We start from the raw sequence: 15,465 nt of genomic DNA on the forward strand, positions 1-15,465 counted from the left end.
CGGGCTCCGCCCACGGCGCTCACGCCCGCACCCCGACGAGGGCCGCGTCGTCCGCCGGCGTCCGCGGCGCTGGGCTCGCCGGCGCCTGGTTGAGGTGGTCGGTGCCGACGTGTTCGGCGATCAGCTCGCGCGCGGCGGGCAGGTCGTCCGGGCTCTTCACGGCGAGGATCTTCACGCCGGGCAGTTCGCGGCGGGCGATTCCGGCCAGGGTGCCGGCCGGCGGCAGCTCGATGACCGCGGTGACACCGAGCTCTCGCAGTGTCGCCAGGCACAGGTCCCACCGCACCGGCGCGGCGACCTGGGCGACGAGCCGGGAGACGAGATCGGCCGGGTCCGTGACGATCGCGCCGTCGGCGTTGGACAGGGTCGCCACCCGGGCCGCGGCCGGCCGGATGCCGCCGGCGACGGCGTCGAGCGCGTCGCGCGCCGAGGACATGTGGTGAGTGTGGAAGGCGCCGGCGACGGACAGGGAGCGCAGCCGGACGCCCGCGGGCGGTTCAGCCGCGAGCCGGGCGAGGTCCTCCGTCGTGCCGGCGGCGACGATCTGGCCGGCGCCGTTGCGGTTCGCCGCGGTCAGGCCGAGCTCGGCCAGCCGGGCGGTCACCGCCTCCGGCTCCCCGCCGAGCAGCGCCGTCATCCCGGTCGCGGTCCGCGCGGATGCCTCGGCCATCGCGCGGCCGCGCAGGGCCACGAGGACCAGGGCCTCCTCCGCCGAGAGGATGCCGGTGAGGGCGGCGGCGGTGATCTCACCGACGCTGTGGCCCGCCAGGACGAGGGAGGTGGTACCGACCGGGGCGGCGACGGGCAGGCCGAGCTGTTCGGCGGCGACGAGACCGCTGGCGACGATGAGCGGCTGGGCGATCGCCGTGTCCCGGATCGTCTCGGCGGGCGCCTCGCACCCGACCTCCAGCAGATCGATGCCGGCAGCGGCCGACCACCAGCGCAGCCTTTCCTCCGCCCCGGGGAGACCACGCCAGGCGCGGAGCTGTCCGGGGGTCTGTGCACCCTGGCCGGGTGCGAGGATCGCGAGCACGTGACTACCTAACCCTTCGCGAGGACTACTTGTCGCTGGCGGCCACTCACCGATGTCCCGACCGGGCGTTGTAGATGGCCTACAAACCGATCTGCCGTCACCGTGAATTCGTTCGTGCTGCGGGCATCGGGCCGGATTCGCGTGACAGGCCAGCAGAGTGGCCTGGTGTGACCGTTCTCGCACTGGGGTGCGACGACTCCGGAGCGATGCACTCGATCATGTCTTCCCTGTAGATAACGCACCGTCGAGGCGTCCCAGGACGAGCGCAACATGCAGGATGAATCGCTCCCGGTGATCCGCTGGGTCGAGACCACAGACCTCCGCGGCCTTCCGTAGCCGGTAACGGACAGTGTTGGTGTGGAGGTAAAGGGCTCGGGCCGTGGCCTCCAGGGACGAACCGAAGTCGAGGTATGCCCCGGCGGTCTCCAACAATGGCGTGCCCGCGTCGCGCAGCGGGACGTAGACCTCCTCGACCAGCGCTCGCCGGGCGTCGGCGTCCCCGGCCAGCGCCAGTTCCGGCAGCAGCGCCCGGGCCTGAACCGGCCGGGGCGCCGCGGGCCAGGCGGCGACGACGTCGGTCGCGGCGAGCGCCACCCGAGCCGCGCGTGGCGCGCCGGTCAGGTCGGCGACGACCGGGCCGACGACGACCGGCCCCGGACCGCAGGCGGGCAGCAGCGCCCGGGCCGCGTCGAGCGCGGTGTGCACCACGGCGCCGGGCTGCCGGTCCGGCGTCGGGCCGCCCCGCGTGCCGGCGCCGGCGGGGCCGCCGGCGGTCGCGTTGTCCCCGGCCGTGGTGGCGGTCGCCATCCCGTCGGGTCGGCCGGTGTCGTCGGAGGTGGCGAACCGGCCGCCGACCACCATCACCAGCCGGTTGTGATGGACGCCGGCGAGCACCTCCAGCTGGGCCGTCCGGGCCAGCCGATGCACCTCGTCGACCACCGCTTCCGGCGCGTTGCCCTCGGCCCCGCCGACGATGACGGTCACGGCCGGCGGGTTGCGCCAGCCCACCGCCGCCGCCCGCGACGGCAGCGCCCGGTCCACCTCGCCGCGCACCACGTGATCGACGACCAGCGCCTCCAGCCGGGCGTCCCAGGCGCCGCGCTCCTCGGCGGCGCGGGCGTAGACGACCGCCCCGGCGAAGGCGATGTCGCGGGAGTAGCGCAGGACGTCGGCGAGCAGCCGCAGCTCGTCCTCCGGGCCGGCCAGGTTCGGCACCTCGGCCTCGATCGCCTCCACCGCGACCCGGACCAGATCGACCAGGCGGCGAAAGGTCACCGCCCGCACGAGCTCGCGTGGGGCGACCCGGAAGACGTCCTCCGACAGCTGCCGGGCATGCTCGGGCCGCCGGCACCACTCGACGAACGAGGAGATGCCGGCCTGCACCACGAGTTGGATTCCGGCCCGATGGCTCGCAGACATGGCCGGAAACCAGGGCAGGACCTCGCCCATCCGCGCCGCGGCCCGGGAGGCGAGCATCCCGCTGGAGCGTTCGACCCGCCGGACCACGTCCTCGCTCGTGCCGCCGACGGTCGCCGATGCCGACCCGTCGCCGGTCTGGGCGCCCGTTCGCAGGCTGTCCAGCGGGGGGATGCGCTGGTCCGGGTAGTCGTCGAGCGCGGGCAGCTCGCCCGGGGCCGCAGTGCCGAGGGCGGGGGTGCGCACGCCACGTCTCGCCCGCCCGCGCGCGGCGATGCGGCGTCGCGCCGCCGCCCGATCGGCCTCGGCCGGCGTGGGGTCGCCGTCCCCGTCGCCGGCCGGGGCAAAGGGACTGTCCGACGAGATGCCTGGTTCGTCCGACGGGGCGCGTGAATCGTCCGAGTCAAGCGGGCTGTCCGGCGAGTCGCGTGGGCCGTCCGGTGAACGGAGCGGGCCGGCCGGCGCGGAGAGTGAGCCGTGGATCGGGGCTGTTCGGCCGTCCGGCGCGGCAGGCGGGGGCGCGTCGCGCGGCGCCGGCGGGCCGCTACCGGGTGTTTTCGCTGGCCGCGGGGATCCGCCGCCGCGCCTGCCCGGCCCGTCCGACGGGTCCGAGGGGATACCTGCCACGTCCGCCAGCATGCCTCAGCCCTCCGCCCGGGATGTGGATTGTCGTTCCCGAACGGTGGTCCGGACGGGCCGGTGACGCGGGTGAGCGGGTGTGTTCGCGGTCGCGCCGGCCACGCCCGATGGTGCCTGTGCGGGGCGTCGGCCGCGAGCAGCCCGAGGTGCGGCGTGTCCGGCCCAAGGCCGGCGGACCGGGCGGGGCGGATGCGCCGGGGGATGCCCCGCGCGCCCGGCCGAGGGGACCGGCGATGCTTGAGGGCATGCGCGAGGTGAGCATCCAGGGTGACGCGATCCGGCTGGGCCAGTTCCTCAAGCTCGCCGACGTCGTCGGCGTCGGGTCGGATGTGAAGGGGCTGCTGGCGGGCGGCATGGTGCGGGTCAACGGAGAGGTGGAGAGCCGCCGCGGGCGCCAGCTCGTCCCCGGCGACGAGGTCGAGGTGCCGGGGGAGCGGCTGCGGGTGGGCTGAGGAGACGGCCGGCGCGGGGAGACGGCCGGCGCGGGGAGACGGGCGGCCTGGCTGGAGTGGGGCGGTCTGGCGCGGGCCGGTCGGGGAGTGGCTCGGGCGGTCTGGTCAGAGCTGGTCGGAGAAGGTGTCCGCCCAGTCCCGGACCTTCGTCACGTACGCCCGGGTCTCGCCGATGTCGGGGATGCCGCCCGCGAGGCGCACGGCGTCCGGCCCGGCGTTGTAGGCGGCGAGGATCAGCGAGACGCGGTCCCCCGGCAGGTGAGCGACCTGTTCGGCGAGCCGTGACTCGTAGTACGCGGCGGACAGGATGGCGTCGCGCGGTTCCAGCGGATCCGCCACGCCGTCCTCGTTGCCGTCGAGCCCGAAAGCCGCCCAGGTGGTGGGCAGGAACTGCATGATGCCGCGGGCACCGGCGTGCGACACCGCCTGCGCGTCGAACTTGCTTTCGACGCGTGCCTGCGCGGCGAGCTGGGCGGGGGTCAGGATGCCGTACGCGGTGGCGGCCGAGCGGAACACCGGGATCAGGTCGTCCGGCACGCGGTGGGTCCGCCGCAGGATGCCGCAGCTCGCCACCAGGGTGACCGCGAGCAGGGCGGCCAGGACCGCTCGCAGGGGCACCCGGTGGACCATGTGCGCATCTTCCGTCAACGACGGTGCCGTCGGCGGGGTCCGGTCGGTCATGGCAGTCCGGACGATCCGCTCCCGGCGCGGACTAGGCGACCAGGATCTGACGCAGCGTGGTCAGATCTGACTCGGCGAGACCCGCCTTGAGGGCCCAGTCGGCGGGCCCGCCCCAGCCGGCGTCGACGCCGGCGAGGAAGCCCCGCATGACCTCCGGGCGGCAGGAGAGCTGGTCGGGAGTGAGCGGGGCGGTCGGCCGGTTGTAGGAGGGACGCTTCGCCAGGCGCGCGTTGACCAGATGGATCCGCTCGTTGGTCTGTGCGTAGTCGGCGACGATGGCGTCCCGGTCGACCCCGGCGATGCTCAGCAGCAGGGCCGCGAGGACGCCGGTGCGGTCCTTGCCGGCCGCGCAGTGGAACAGTGCGGGGCCCGCGGTGGGCTGGGCCAGCACCCGCAGCGCCTGGGCCACGGCGGGCCCGGCGAGGCGCAGGTAGTCCAGGTAGTGCTCGATACGGTCGACCGAGTCGAGGTCCCGGACGATCGCGGGGTACCGCGGGTCGTCCGGCATCACCCACTCGCCGGGCAGGAACGACAGGTTGTGATAGTCGATGGGATGCTCGGCGAGGGGCCCCCGGCCCTCCCGCGCCGCCTCCTCCCTGGCCCGTAGATCGATGATCGTCCGCAGGCCGAAGGTCTCCCGTAGCAGGAGGACATCGGCCTCGGTCAGCGTCTGCACCGAATCGGAGCGCAGGAACACGCCGTGCCGGGTGGCCGCTCCGTCGACGGTGGGCAGGCCACCGAGATCGCGTACGTTGTCGCAGCCCGCGAGGTTGAACCAACGTTCCACAAGGCGATCCTAGGGCCATGGGTGGCACCCGCCGGGCCGAATCAGGCGAATCGGTGCCGCCGGCAGGCGCGGACCGCCCGGGAGCGAGGCGTCCTCAGCCCCCGGGAGTGAGGGTCCCTCCGGTGCCGGGGCGTCCTCGGCCCGGGTGGGAGGCGTCCTCAGCCCGATGTCGGGGCGTCGCGTTGGCCGGGCGGGCGGCCCGTGCGGTCGCCTGGCGGCCGCGGTCGGTCGGGGGCGGCGTCGATCGGCCGGGCTGGCACGCCCGCGACGACCTGGGCGGCGCGGATGTCGTCGGTGACGACGGAGCCGGCGCCGACGACGGCGCGGTCGCCGACGCTGCGGCGGGCGACGATGTTCGCCTGGGCGCCGATCCACGCCTGGGCGCCGACGGCCACCCCGCCGGAGATCCGCGCTCCGGGCGCGACCGTCACGTAGTCGCCGAGGCGGCAGTCGTGGGCCACGCTGGCGCCGACGTTGACCACCACGTGCCGACCGGTGCGGACGTTCGTGGTGATGCTGGCCAGCGCGCAGACCACGGTGCCGGGCCCGAGGCGGACGTCGCCGCCGAGGCTGGCGCGGGGGTGGACGAGAGTCGCCGGGCGCCGGCCGTGGACGCTGGCGTACCGGTCGACGCGGAGGCGGGCGGCGGCGTCGCCGAAACCGATCAGGTAGTCGGCGTCGAGGCGGCCGAGCATGTCCAGCCCGCCGAGCAGGGGCGCGCCGCGGCGGGCGACGAGGTCGGGGTCCGCCGACCCGTCGTCGAGGAAGCCGAGGAAGGCGTAGCGGTTCCGACCGTCGGCCGTGTTGACCGCCTCGACCACGTCGAGCAACTCCCGGCCGTGGCCGCCGGCGCCCACGATGACCAGCGAGCGCGGGTGGTCGGGCACGTGGTGACCGTAGACCCGCGTCTCTATGAGTTCAACGTGACACTCAGGGTAGTCGTGTGGGCGATGTTGACGGCCGTCTCCGCGCGGGATGGTCGGTGGATCGGGTCGGCTCTACTACTATCGGCATCCTTCTGAACTCGAAGGGTGATGAATCGGTGAAGGTAGTCGTGACGGGCGGTGCCGGCTTCATCGGTGCCCACCTGACCAGAGCGCTGCTCGCCGCCGGGGCCGAGGTGGTGGTGATCGACGATCTCAGTACCGGGGCGGTGTCGAACCTCACGGGCCTGCCCGTGAAGCTGGTGATCGGCAGCGTCACCGACCGTTCCCTGGTCGAGGAGGCGTGCACGGGGGCGGGGAGCATCGTGCACCTGGCCGCCCGGCCGTCGGTGGAACGTTCACTGCTGGACCCCATGGCCACCCACACGGTCAACGCGACGGGCACCCTGACGGTGCTCGGCGTCGCCCAGCGCGCCGAGACGCACGTCGTCGTCGCGTCGTCGTCGTCCGTCTACGGCGGGGTGGGGCCGTTGCCCCGCGCGGAGGACGCCCCCACCCTGCCGCGCAGCCCGTACGCGGCCTCGAAGCTCGCCGCGGAGGGGTACGCGCTCGCCTACCAGGCCGGATTCGGCCTGCCCGTGCTCGCCGTCCGGCTGTTCAACGTGTTCGGCCCGTACCAGTCGGTGGGGCACGCCTACGCCGCAGTCGTCCCCACCTTCATCGACGCCGCGCTCGCGGGACGGCCGCTGACGGTCCACGGCGACGGCCGCCAGACCCGGGACTTCACGTACGTGGCGAGCGTCGCCGGCATGCTGTGCGACGCGGCGATGCGCCGGGTGAACCACCCGCGGCCGGTCAACATCGCCTTCGGCACCCGCACGGATCTGCTCACCGTCATCGGCGAGCTGGAGCGCATCGTCGGGCGCCGGCTGAGCGTGCTCCACGGCGCCCCCCGCACCGGCGACATCCGCGACTCGCAGGCGGATGCGGCGACGATGCGGACGCTGTTCCCCGACGCGACCGGCCTGGACCTCGCCGCCGCGCTGGAGGCGACGGTCGCCTGGTACGCCGACCGCACCGGCACCGCAGCGGGCACCAGTCCCGGCGCAGTGCCCGGTGCGCCGGCATCCGAGCGGCTCTGACCCACCGCGGCCGTAGGGACTACTGCGGCCGCAAGGACTACCGCCGCCCACCGGGAGCCACCGCCGCCCGCCGGGTCAGGGCGTGACAGGCCGGGCGGCGTCGGAGCGGTCCGCGGTGGGCTGGCGGGGAATCAGGCCGGCCGCCGGGGCGGCCGCAGCGGCGGGGGCTGTGGGGGCGGCCGGGACATCGACAGCCGCGGTGGCGGGGACGAGGACCGCCTCGCCGGCCAGGGCGGCGAGCTCGGCCAGCACCTGCGCCGGCGGGGCCCAGGGGTCGAGGGCAAGCGCCCTGGTCGGGTCCAGCGCGGGCACGTCGACGTGCGAGATCAGGGGATGGTGCGGGCGCTGGTCGGTCTCACCGTCGCCGAACAGCTCCTCGTGCAGCTTCTCCCCGCGACCCAGGCCGGTGTAGACGATCTCGATCGGCCGCTTCTCACGGGCCGCGAGCCGCGCGGCGACGTCCGCGATCCGCACCGGGTCGCCCATGTCGAGGACGAGGGCCTCGCCGGGGGCGCCGAGCGCGCCGGCCTGCAGCACCAACTGCACGGCCTCGGGGATGGTCATGAAGTACCGGGTGACGTCGGGATGGGTGACGGTGATCGGGCCGCCCGCGGCGAGCTGGCCCGCGAACACGGTGAGTACGGAGCCGTTGCTGCCCAGCACGTTGCCGAACCGCACGCTGACCAGCGTCCCGTCGGCTTCCCGGGCCAGATGGGCGGTGAGCCGTTCGGTGATCCGCTTCGAGTAGCCCAGCGCGCTGACCGGGTTGGCGGCCTTGTCCGTCGAGATGTTCACCAACCGCTCGACGCCGCAGGCCACGGCCGTCCGCAGGATCGCGAGGGTGCCCCAGACGTTGGTCTTCACCGACTCCCCGGGGAAGCGTTCGAGCAGTGGGAGATGCTTGAGGGCCGCGGCGTGGAAGACGACCTGCGGTCGGCGCTCCATGAACAGCGTGGTGACGAGATCGAGGTCGCGGATGTCGCCGAGCACGATCGCGTCGTCGTCGAGCATCGCGCGGCCCGTGATCGACAGTTGCACCGCCCGCAGCGCGGACTCGTCCCGGTCGAGCATGACCAGTTCGGCTGGGTCGTACCCGGCGATCTGCCGGCACAGCTCGGAGCCGATCGACCCGCCCGCGCCGGTCACCAGCACCCGGCGCCCCACCAGGTAGCTCGCGGCGGCGGCCATGTCGGTGCGGACCTGGCGGCGGCCGAGCAGGTCGGCGAGGTCCAGGTCACGGATGTCGCCGACGCCGACCCGTCCGTCGATCAGATCGCCGACCTTGGGGAGGACCTTCACGGTGAGACCGGCGCTCTCGGCGATTCTGCTGATGTCCCGGAGAAGGCCGGCGTCCGCGCTCGGGATGGCCACCAGCAGGGTCCTCGCGCCGGTGGCCGCCGCGACCTGGCCGATCGACTCCCGTCCGCCGAGTACCCGGACCCCGAGCAGCCGCAGGTTGTGCAGGTTCGGGTCGTCGTCGAGCAGGGCCACGGGGTAGTAGGGGCTGTCCCGGGTGCGCAGCATCGCCGCGAGGACCCCTTCGGCTCCGTCGCCGGCACCGAAGATCAGCACCGGCTCGGCGCTGTCCCGGTTCGGCCGGCGTAGCTGCTCCTCCACCAGCCGCCACAGGTAGCGCACGCCGAACATCACGACCAGGGTCACCGCGCCGCCGAGCGGCGGCACGCTCAGCGGCATCGGGCGTGGCGAGTCGAACGCGGCGATGACGACGAGCACGCCGACGTTCGTCAGCACCACCGCCACGAGCAGGCCGAGGACCTCCTCGAAGCCGCCGAAGCGGTAACGCCCCAGATAGAGGTGCAGCGCCGTGCCCAGGAAGTGGAGCAGGCAGACCGCCAGGGCGCAGATCACCCAGAAGTCGAGGTCGGCCAGGGCGTCGTGGGCGAAGTCGAACCTTCCGAGCTGGGCCGACGTGAGGCCGAGGACCATCGCCGCGCTGTCCAGGGCGATCTGCAATCCGACCCGTTGGCGGAGGTTGAGCCTCAGGACGCGCCGCGCGAGGTGCGCTGTCCGCCGCCGGTCGACCGTGCCGTCTACTCTACGTTTCCACATGAGGCCATAGAGTAAGCGTGACTGAGAGTAAAGTAATCGCTACTCATCGAGTATGTTGAGGCGGTCCTCGATGACGGCGAGTGGTCGGTACATACATCCCGGAGGGTGGTCAGCGAGTGGAACTGCGTGACTATGTCCGCGTCCTTCGCCGCAGCTGGATGCTCATAGTGGCCTGCTTGGTGCTCGGCGGCCTGCTCGCCGCCGCCTCGACCTGGCGGGCGACGAAGGAGTACGCCGCGTCCGTGACCATGGTCGTCTCCTCGCCCGACAATGCCGAGGGCGCCGCCTCGGCGTACCAGGGCGGGCTGCTCTCCCAGCAGCGGGTGAAGTCCTACGCGAACCTCGTGGCCAGCGAGCGGGTGGCGGCCTCGGTCATCGACCGGCTCCACCTGAAGTCGACTCCGGAGGCGCTGCGGGGGCAGATCTCCGCGCAGGCGGTTCCGGACACCGTGCTGCTTCGCGCCATCGTCCGCGACCGGGTGCCAAGAAGGGCCCAGTCGATCGCCGACGCGGTCGGTGAGGCGTTCTCCGTCGCCGTCGGTCAGATCGAGGCGCCCGCGGACAACGAACCGCCGTCGGTCCGGGTGAGCGTCTGGGAACGGGCCAAGCTGCCGGTCTCGCCGGTCTCCCCGCAACCGACCCGCAACATGGCTCTCGGCCTGCTGCTCGGGCTGATGGCCGGCGTGGCGGTGGCGCTCATCCGCTTCCGCCTGGACACCAGCATCTCCGGGGAAGAGGACGCGCGGGAGTCGACGGACCTGCCCAACCTGGCCGTGATCGCCTTCGACGCCGACGCGGTCCGCCGGCCGCTCATCACCAACGCCCGGCCGAACTCCGCCCGCGCGGAGGCCTTCCGGCAGCTACGCACCAACCTGCAGTTCGTCGACGTGGACGCCGGCCCCCGGTCGATCCTCGTCAGCAGCTCCGTGCCGGGTGAGGGCAAGACCACCACCAGTTGCAATCTGGCCATCAGCCTGGCCCAGGGCGGTGCCCGGGTCTGCCTGATCGAGGGCGACCTGCGCCGCCCGTCGTTCGGCGACTATCTCGGCGTCGAGTCCGCGGCGGGCCTGACCTCCGTCCTCATCGGCGCCGCCGACCTCGATGACGTCCTGCAGCCGTGGGGCGAGGGCCGCGTGGGGGAGGGCCGGGTCGAGGTGCTCGCCTCCGGACCGGTCCCCCCGAACCCCAGCGAGCTGCTGGGCTCCAAGGGCATGGCCGATCTCGTCGAGCTGCTGCAGGCCCGGTTCGACATCGTGCTGATCGACGCCCCGCCCCTGCTGCCCGTGACCGACGCGGCGGTGCTCGCGACCCGGGCCGAGGGGGTACTGCTGGTGGCGCGGGTCGGCCGGACCCGCCGCGAGCAGCTTCGCCGGGCCGCCGAGGCGTTGCGCGCGGTGGACGCCCGGATGGTCGGCACGGTGCTGAACATGGTCCCGACGAAGGGGCCGGACGCCTACTACTACGGCCAGTACGGCAACTTCATGCAGCGGGGCCGACACGCCCGCTCGTCGATGCGGCGGGCGGCCAGCATCCCCGCGCCGGACGTCGGCGTCGGGCCCGTCCGGCCGCTCGGGGTGCCCGCGTCGGCCGGCGCGTCGTCGGAAACGTCATCGGCGGGAAGGTCGTCGTCGGGCGCGTCGTCGGCCGCCGCGGCCGGCCGGTCGGGCGGCACCCGACCCGCGGCCGGGGACCGCGGGCGTGGCGCCGTTTCCGTACCGGCCGCGCGGGAACCGATCGACGCGGATCCGTCCGCCTCGGCGGAACCCGGCGAGCCGAGGGACCTGGCCGGCGCCGGGCTGCGCCGCGGATTCGCTGTCCCGGGTCGCGCCCGCAACCGCCGGGGTGAGACTCGGCCGGGCGTCGCCGGCAGGTCAGCGACGAAGCCGCCCGCGGATCGCCGCACGCCCGGCGGCTCGGCCGGGACCGACAGCGCACCCGGGACCGACAGCGCACCCGGAACCGACAGCTCACGGCGTGCCGACAGCTCGCGTAGTGCCGACAGCTCGGGCGGTGCCGGCTCCGCCGCGGCGACGGGCGGACGCGACTCCACCCGACCGTCGTCCAACCGGTGACGGCTGGGAAATCGGGGGCTGAGGGATCCGGGAACAGCGGTGCGGGCGGGCGCCCGCACGCAGGGCAGGCCATCCCGCGCCAGCTCGGCGTGGAGTCCGCCCCGGACGGCGCGCCGAGCCGGGCCGGGGCGCGCTCGGCGTCCTCGGCCGGCGGGCCGGCCGACCGGAGTGCGGCGGCTCCTGCGCCCGGCCCCGCCAGCGCTGCCCCCGGTGAGATCGGTGCTGCCGGTCAGATCGACAGGTCCGAGGCGATCGATCGGCATGAGGCGATCGGCGCGTCCGAACTGGCCGTGGCCGGCGCGGGCGGCGGGCAGCCCGTGGGCGGAACGGAGTCGTCCCGCCGACGCGGCGGACGGGCCCGCTGGCTGATCGGGGGCCTCGCCGTTGCGTTCGCCCTGATCGTGGGCCTCGCCGGCTGGGTGGCCGTCCGCGGTCTGCTGGCCCGCTCGCAGCTCGACGAGGCCCGCACGCGCATCGCGACCTTGCAGCGGCAGGTGCTGGCCGGGGACATCCCGGCCGACGGCGAGCTGCGGGCACAGGTGGCGGGGATCGCCGAGCGGGCCCGGGCCGCCCGGTCACTCACCGGCGACCCGGTGTGGTCGGCCTTCGGGCGGCTGCCGTGGGCAGGCTGCCCACTGCGCTCGGCGGCGGCGCTCGTGCGGGCCGTCGACACGATGGCCGACGCCGGGCTGCCGGCCGTCGCGGACCTCGGCGGTGACCTCAATCCGGACCGGCTGCGCCACCAGATGACGATCAACGTTTCCGCGCTGGCCGCCGCCCGCGCCCCGGCCGAGCGAGCCGCGGCGGCGCTGTCGGCGCTGTCGGCGGCCGGCGAGAGAACCGAGACCTGCGGCTGGCCGGGTCGGGTCAGCGGCGTCGAGGACGCCCGCGCCGAGGTGATCGATCGCGGGCGGACCCTGTCCGGGGCGTTGGACAGCGTGGCGCTGGCGGCCCGCCTCGGGCCGGACATGCTCGGCGCCTCCGAGCGGCGGCGCTACCTGCTGATCGTCCAGAACCCCGCGGAGTCACGGGCGACCGGTGGGATCATCGGCGGCTTCGGCCTGCTGACCGCGGATCGGGGACGCCTGTCCCTCGACGGAATCTCGGGCAACGGCTCGCTGCCCGGCGGTCCCACCCAGCGGACGCCGGCCACGGTGCTGCCGGGCCCGTTCGCGGCACGCTACGCGTCGTTCTGGCCGGACCGGGTGTGGGCCAACGCCAACCTGACCCCCGACTACCCCACGGTCGGCAAGCTCTACTCGCACCTCTACCAGTCCGGCACCGGCATCGATGTGGACGGCACCATCAGCGTCGACCCGACCACGCTGTCCTATCTGCTGGCGGCGAGCCGGCCCGCCGTGCTGCCCGACGGCCAGGTCGTCACGTCGGCCAACCTGGTCGACCTCGTCGAGTCCAAGGTGTACGCCCGCATCCCGACGGTGGCTGCCCGGGACCGTTTCTTCGCTCAGGTGGGTCAGGCCGTCTATGCGGCGGTGGAATCGGGCAGCGGGGAGACGACGAAGCTGCTGACCGCCCTGTCCAAGGCGGCCGGAGAGGGGCGACTCAGTCTGTCAAGTAACCATGCCGATGAGCAGGACGTGCTTTCGACGACCGCGCTGGGTGGCGCGCTGCCGACGGGATCCGGGCCCTATCTCGCCGTCGTCACGCAGAACGCCACGGCGAGCAAGCTCGACTACTGGCTTCGCCGCCGGACCAGCTATCGCGTGCGGCGGCTGCCGAACGGAGCCGGCGCGGTGACGATCGCCGTCCAACTGACCAACGCGGCCCCCGACGGCCTGCCGGAGTACGTCCGTAATCGCGAGGATGTCCGCGGTTCCGGCAGCAACCCGCAGGCCCAGAACAACCTCTGGCTGTCGGTGTACACGGGTCGGGACAGCCTGTTCGCCAGCGCCCATCTCGATGGCCAGCCGCTCGGGCTGACCAGCGGTTCCGAGGACGGCCTGCCCATCGTCTCCACCTTCCTGACCGTCGACCGCGGCCAGACCAGGACCCTGGAACTCAAGGTGCTCGAGCCGCAGGCGGGCCCCGCGCTCGCGGTCCGTTCCCAGCCGCTGCCGGTTCCCGAGCGCCTCGACGTCGAGGGGGTGCCGGTCACTTCTCCCTGGTCACGCAGAGTGAAAAACTGACTATGGAGGATTGTGGACACGGAGAGTAATCATCGATACTCTGCGTGTAGTCAATCGTCCAACTGTGTGACCTGATGATCCGCAGGGAGAGTGCCTGTATGAAGTTCAGACCCCTCGGAGTCGCGCTGGTGGCAGGCGGCGGCGTGGCGCTCGCCGCCCTGCCGGCATCTCCAGCCGCAGCCTTTGACAAGCCCATCATCGGCACCGACGACGGCAGCCGTCAGGACAACCGCGACGACTGCTTCGGCGGCAAGGACGGCCGCGACGGTAAGGACGGGTTCGGCAACAACGGCTTCGGTAGGGACGGGTTCGACAACGACGGCTTCGGCAACGACGGCTTCGGCAACGACGGCTTCGGCAACAAGGACGGCCGCGACGGCAAGGACGGCTCGGACTTCCGCGACGGCAAGGACGGCCGCGACGACAACGACGACTGGTTCGGGGACAAAGACGACAAGGACCGCGACAAGCGTGACGGCGGCCCGTGCTTCGTCGGTGCCGGCGTCGGGGTCGGCGTGGTCGGCGCGGGCGCGGGCGCGGGCGTCGGCGCCGGTGCCGCGGCGCCCGCCGGCGGCGCGCTGCCCTTCACCGGTGTCGAGACCGGAGCCATTGCCTCGATCGCGGTGGCCCTGCTCGGCGGCGGTGCGCTGCTGCGGGTCGCGGCCCGGCGTCGCCGGGCCACTGAGGCCACCCCCCGTACCGAGGCCTGATCGAGCCCGGTAACGGAGGCAGTGCGGCCGGGGGGAGGGCGAGACCGCCCACCCCGGCCGCACTCACTCGGTGTGGTGGGGCCTGCGAGTCAGCGCAGCGGGTCGAAGGGAGCCAGGTCGGCCGCGGGGGTGCCGGCGACCACGGCGTCGGCGAGCAGTCGGCCGGTGACCGGGCCCAGGGTGATGCCCCACATGCCGTGGCCGCCCGCGACGAACACCCGCGGTGACGCGGTCGGGCCGATCAGCGGCAGCCCGTCCGGCGTGCAGGGGCGCGGCCCGACCCACTCGTGGGTGCGGGTGTCGAGGTCGACCCCGCGCAGCAGGCCTCGCGTCGCCTCGACGACGGCGCGGGTGCGCCGCGGATCCGGCGGCGCGTCCGGATGGCGGAACTCCATCATCCCGGCGACCCGCAGGCCGTCGCCGATGGGCGTGCAGGCCACCCGGGAGGCCGGGAAGTAGATCGGCCCGCTCGGTGGCTGTTCGGTCGTGACGTGGAAGCTGTAGCCGCGGCCGGCCTGCACGGGCAGGCGGACCCCGAAGGGCCGGGCCAGCCTCGACAGCCAGGCACCGGTGGCGAGGACCGCGGCGTCGAACGCGCCCGCCGCCGGGAGCGGGCCAAGTACCTCGACCCGGTCGCCGACCTCCCGGACGCCCGTGACGGCCGTCGACTCGTGGAGGACTCCGCCCCGGGCCCGCACGCTGTCGGCGAGGGCCGCGACGAAGCGCCCAGGGTCGCAGAACCGCTGCCCGTGCACGGACGCGACGTAACGGACCTGCTCGGACAGCAGCGGCTCGAGGTCGCGGGCGGCGAGGGGATCGAGCACCTCGGCGTCGACCGGCTGGCCGGCGGCGCGCACCTCGGCGAGCTCGACGAACAGCGCGTCGAGGTCGGCACGGTCCCGGTAGCCGGCGAGAAAGGGCGCGGCGGCCCGGGTCGGCGCGGTCACGCCGCCCGCCGCGAGCTCGTCGAACGCGCCGAGGGCCGCCCGGGTCAGCGGCGCGAGTGCCCGCATGGCGCGCCGCCAGCGACCGGTCGTGCTGTGCCGGACGAACCCGGCGACGAAGCGGGCGAGCCCGGCGTCGGCGACCGGCGGCACGTACACCGGCGAATCGGGCCGCAGCAGCACCCGCAGCCCGTAGCGCAGCACCGCCGGCTCCGGCAGCGGGGTGGCGAGGCCGGGGGTGAGCCAGCCCGCGTTGCCCCACGACGAGCCGGCGCCGGCCCAGGTCGGCCCGGTGGTGAGCCGGTCGCGGTCGAAGACCGTCACCCGCACCCCGCGCTCCTGCAGGAACCAGGCCACGCACAGCCCGACCATCCCGCCGCCGATCACCGCCACCTGATCGGGAACGTCCCGCGCGCGCCTGTCCACCGTCCCCATGGTCCGCCGGCGGGCGCGGCCGCGTCGCGGTTCCCGCCCGTTCGCGAGCTATG

Annotated in this window: 12 protein-coding genes; 5 read left to right on the forward strand and 7 right to left on the reverse strand. The window is 74.1% G+C overall.

Translation table 11 applies throughout. The annotated features are described in order from the left end of the window. Positions 1-19: 19 nt before the first annotated feature. Positions 20-1,033, reverse strand: a complete 1,014-nt coding sequence (locus tag AC5R91_RS25605) for an ACP S-malonyltransferase (RefSeq protein ID WP_495393844.1) — start codon at positions 1,031-1,033, stop codon at positions 20-22. Between the two features lie 216 nt (positions 1,034-1,249). Beyond that, on the reverse strand, positions 1,250-2,695 hold the full coding sequence (locus AC5R91_RS25610) for a PucR family transcriptional regulator (protein WP_495393845.1): 1,446 nt from the start codon (positions 2,693-2,695) through the stop codon (positions 1,250-1,252). A gap of 626 nt (positions 2,696-3,321) precedes the next feature. On the opposite strand from AC5R91_RS25610, the gene AC5R91_RS25615 reads away from it, so the two are divergent. Continuing rightward, positions 3,322-3,540 (forward strand): RNA-binding S4 domain-containing protein, encoded by a 219-nt coding sequence (locus AC5R91_RS25615; RefSeq protein WP_495393846.1) that lies wholly within the window; start codon positions 3,322-3,324, stop codon positions 3,538-3,540. A 105-nt stretch (positions 3,541-3,645) separates the two neighbouring features. Here AC5R91_RS25615 and AC5R91_RS25620 read toward each other — a convergent pair whose 3' ends face one another. The 3 genes from AC5R91_RS25620 to AC5R91_RS25630 all read right to left on the reverse strand — a co-directional run bounded on the left by AC5R91_RS25620 (position 3,646) and on the right by AC5R91_RS25630 (position 5,895). Beyond that, complete coding sequence (locus tag AC5R91_RS25620; protein WP_495393847.1) at positions 3,646-4,170, reverse strand: lytic transglycosylase domain-containing protein; 525 nt, start codon at positions 4,168-4,170, stop codon at positions 3,646-3,648. Positions 4,171-4,252: 82 nt separating this feature from the next. Further along, positions 4,253-5,008 (reverse strand): tyrosine-protein phosphatase, encoded by a 756-nt coding sequence (locus AC5R91_RS25625; RefSeq protein ID WP_495393848.1) that lies wholly within the window; start codon positions 5,006-5,008, stop codon positions 4,253-4,255. Positions 5,009-5,166: 158 nt separating this feature from the next. After that, on the reverse strand, positions 5,167-5,895 hold the full coding sequence (locus AC5R91_RS25630; RefSeq protein WP_495393849.1) for an acetyltransferase: 729 nt from the start codon (positions 5,893-5,895) through the stop codon (positions 5,167-5,169). Positions 5,896-6,050: 155 nt separating this feature from the next. Here AC5R91_RS25630 and AC5R91_RS25635 point away from each other — a divergent pair, with 155 nt between their 5' ends. After that, positions 6,051-7,034: an NAD-dependent epimerase/dehydratase family protein gene (locus tag AC5R91_RS25635; RefSeq protein ID WP_495393850.1), complete on the forward strand. Its 984-nt coding sequence runs from the start codon at positions 6,051-6,053 to the stop codon at positions 7,032-7,034. Positions 7,035-7,109: 75 nt separating this feature from the next. On the opposite strand, the gene AC5R91_RS25640 is transcribed toward AC5R91_RS25635, so the two are convergent. Then, on the reverse strand, positions 7,110-9,104 hold the full coding sequence (locus tag AC5R91_RS25640) for a polysaccharide biosynthesis protein (RefSeq protein ID WP_495393851.1): 1,995 nt from the start codon (positions 9,102-9,104) through the stop codon (positions 7,110-7,112). Positions 9,105-9,220: 116 nt separating this feature from the next. Between AC5R91_RS25640 and AC5R91_RS25645 the strand changes: the two genes are divergently transcribed. From AC5R91_RS25645 to AC5R91_RS25655, 3 genes are all read left to right on the forward strand, one after another. Further along, positions 9,221-11,176: a tyrosine-protein kinase domain-containing protein gene (locus AC5R91_RS25645; RefSeq protein ID WP_495393852.1), complete on the forward strand. Its 1,956-nt coding sequence runs from the start codon at positions 9,221-9,223 to the stop codon at positions 11,174-11,176. Next, positions 11,173-13,323 carry a DUF4012 domain-containing protein gene (locus AC5R91_RS25650; protein WP_495393853.1) on the forward strand — a complete coding sequence of 717 codons (2,151 nt, stop codon included), beginning with the start codon at positions 11,173-11,175 and terminating at the stop codon, positions 13,321-13,323. The genes AC5R91_RS25645 and AC5R91_RS25650 overlap by 4 nt, the downstream gene beginning before the upstream one ends. A gap of 98 nt (positions 13,324-13,421) precedes the next feature. Further along, entirely contained in the window at positions 13,422-14,033 is a 612-nt protein-coding gene (locus AC5R91_RS25655) for a hypothetical protein (protein ID WP_495393854.1), read from the forward strand. A gap of 89 nt (positions 14,034-14,122) precedes the next feature. Here the strand turns inward: AC5R91_RS25655 and AC5R91_RS25660 are convergent, their stop codons facing one another. Next, positions 14,123-15,412 carry an NAD(P)/FAD-dependent oxidoreductase gene (locus AC5R91_RS25660; RefSeq protein ID WP_495393855.1) on the reverse strand — a complete coding sequence of 430 codons (1,290 nt, stop codon included), beginning with the start codon at positions 15,410-15,412 and terminating at the stop codon, positions 14,123-14,125. Positions 15,413-15,465 lie beyond the last annotated feature (53 nt).

The organism is Frankia sp. BMG5.60, from assembly GCF_059428125.1.

Coding starts and splice junctions, on each gene's coding strand:
- AC5R91_RS25640 (WP_495393851.1), bottom strand. CDS start 9,104: ATGTGGAAACGTAGAGTAGACGGCACGGTCGACCGGCGGCGGACAGCG.
- AC5R91_RS25615 (WP_495393846.1), top strand. CDS start 3,322: ATGCTTGAGGGCATGCGCGAGGTGAGCATCCAGGGTGACGCGATCCGG.
- AC5R91_RS25660 (WP_495393855.1), bottom strand. CDS start 15,412: ATGGGGACGGTGGACAGGCGCGCGCGGGACGTTCCCGATCAGGTGGCG.
- AC5R91_RS25620 (WP_495393847.1), bottom strand. CDS start 4,170: ATGGTCCACCGGGTGCCCCTGCGAGCGGTCCTGGCCGCCCTGCTCGCG.
- AC5R91_RS25655 (WP_495393854.1), top strand. CDS start 13,422: ATGAAGTTCAGACCCCTCGGAGTCGCGCTGGTGGCAGGCGGCGGCGTG.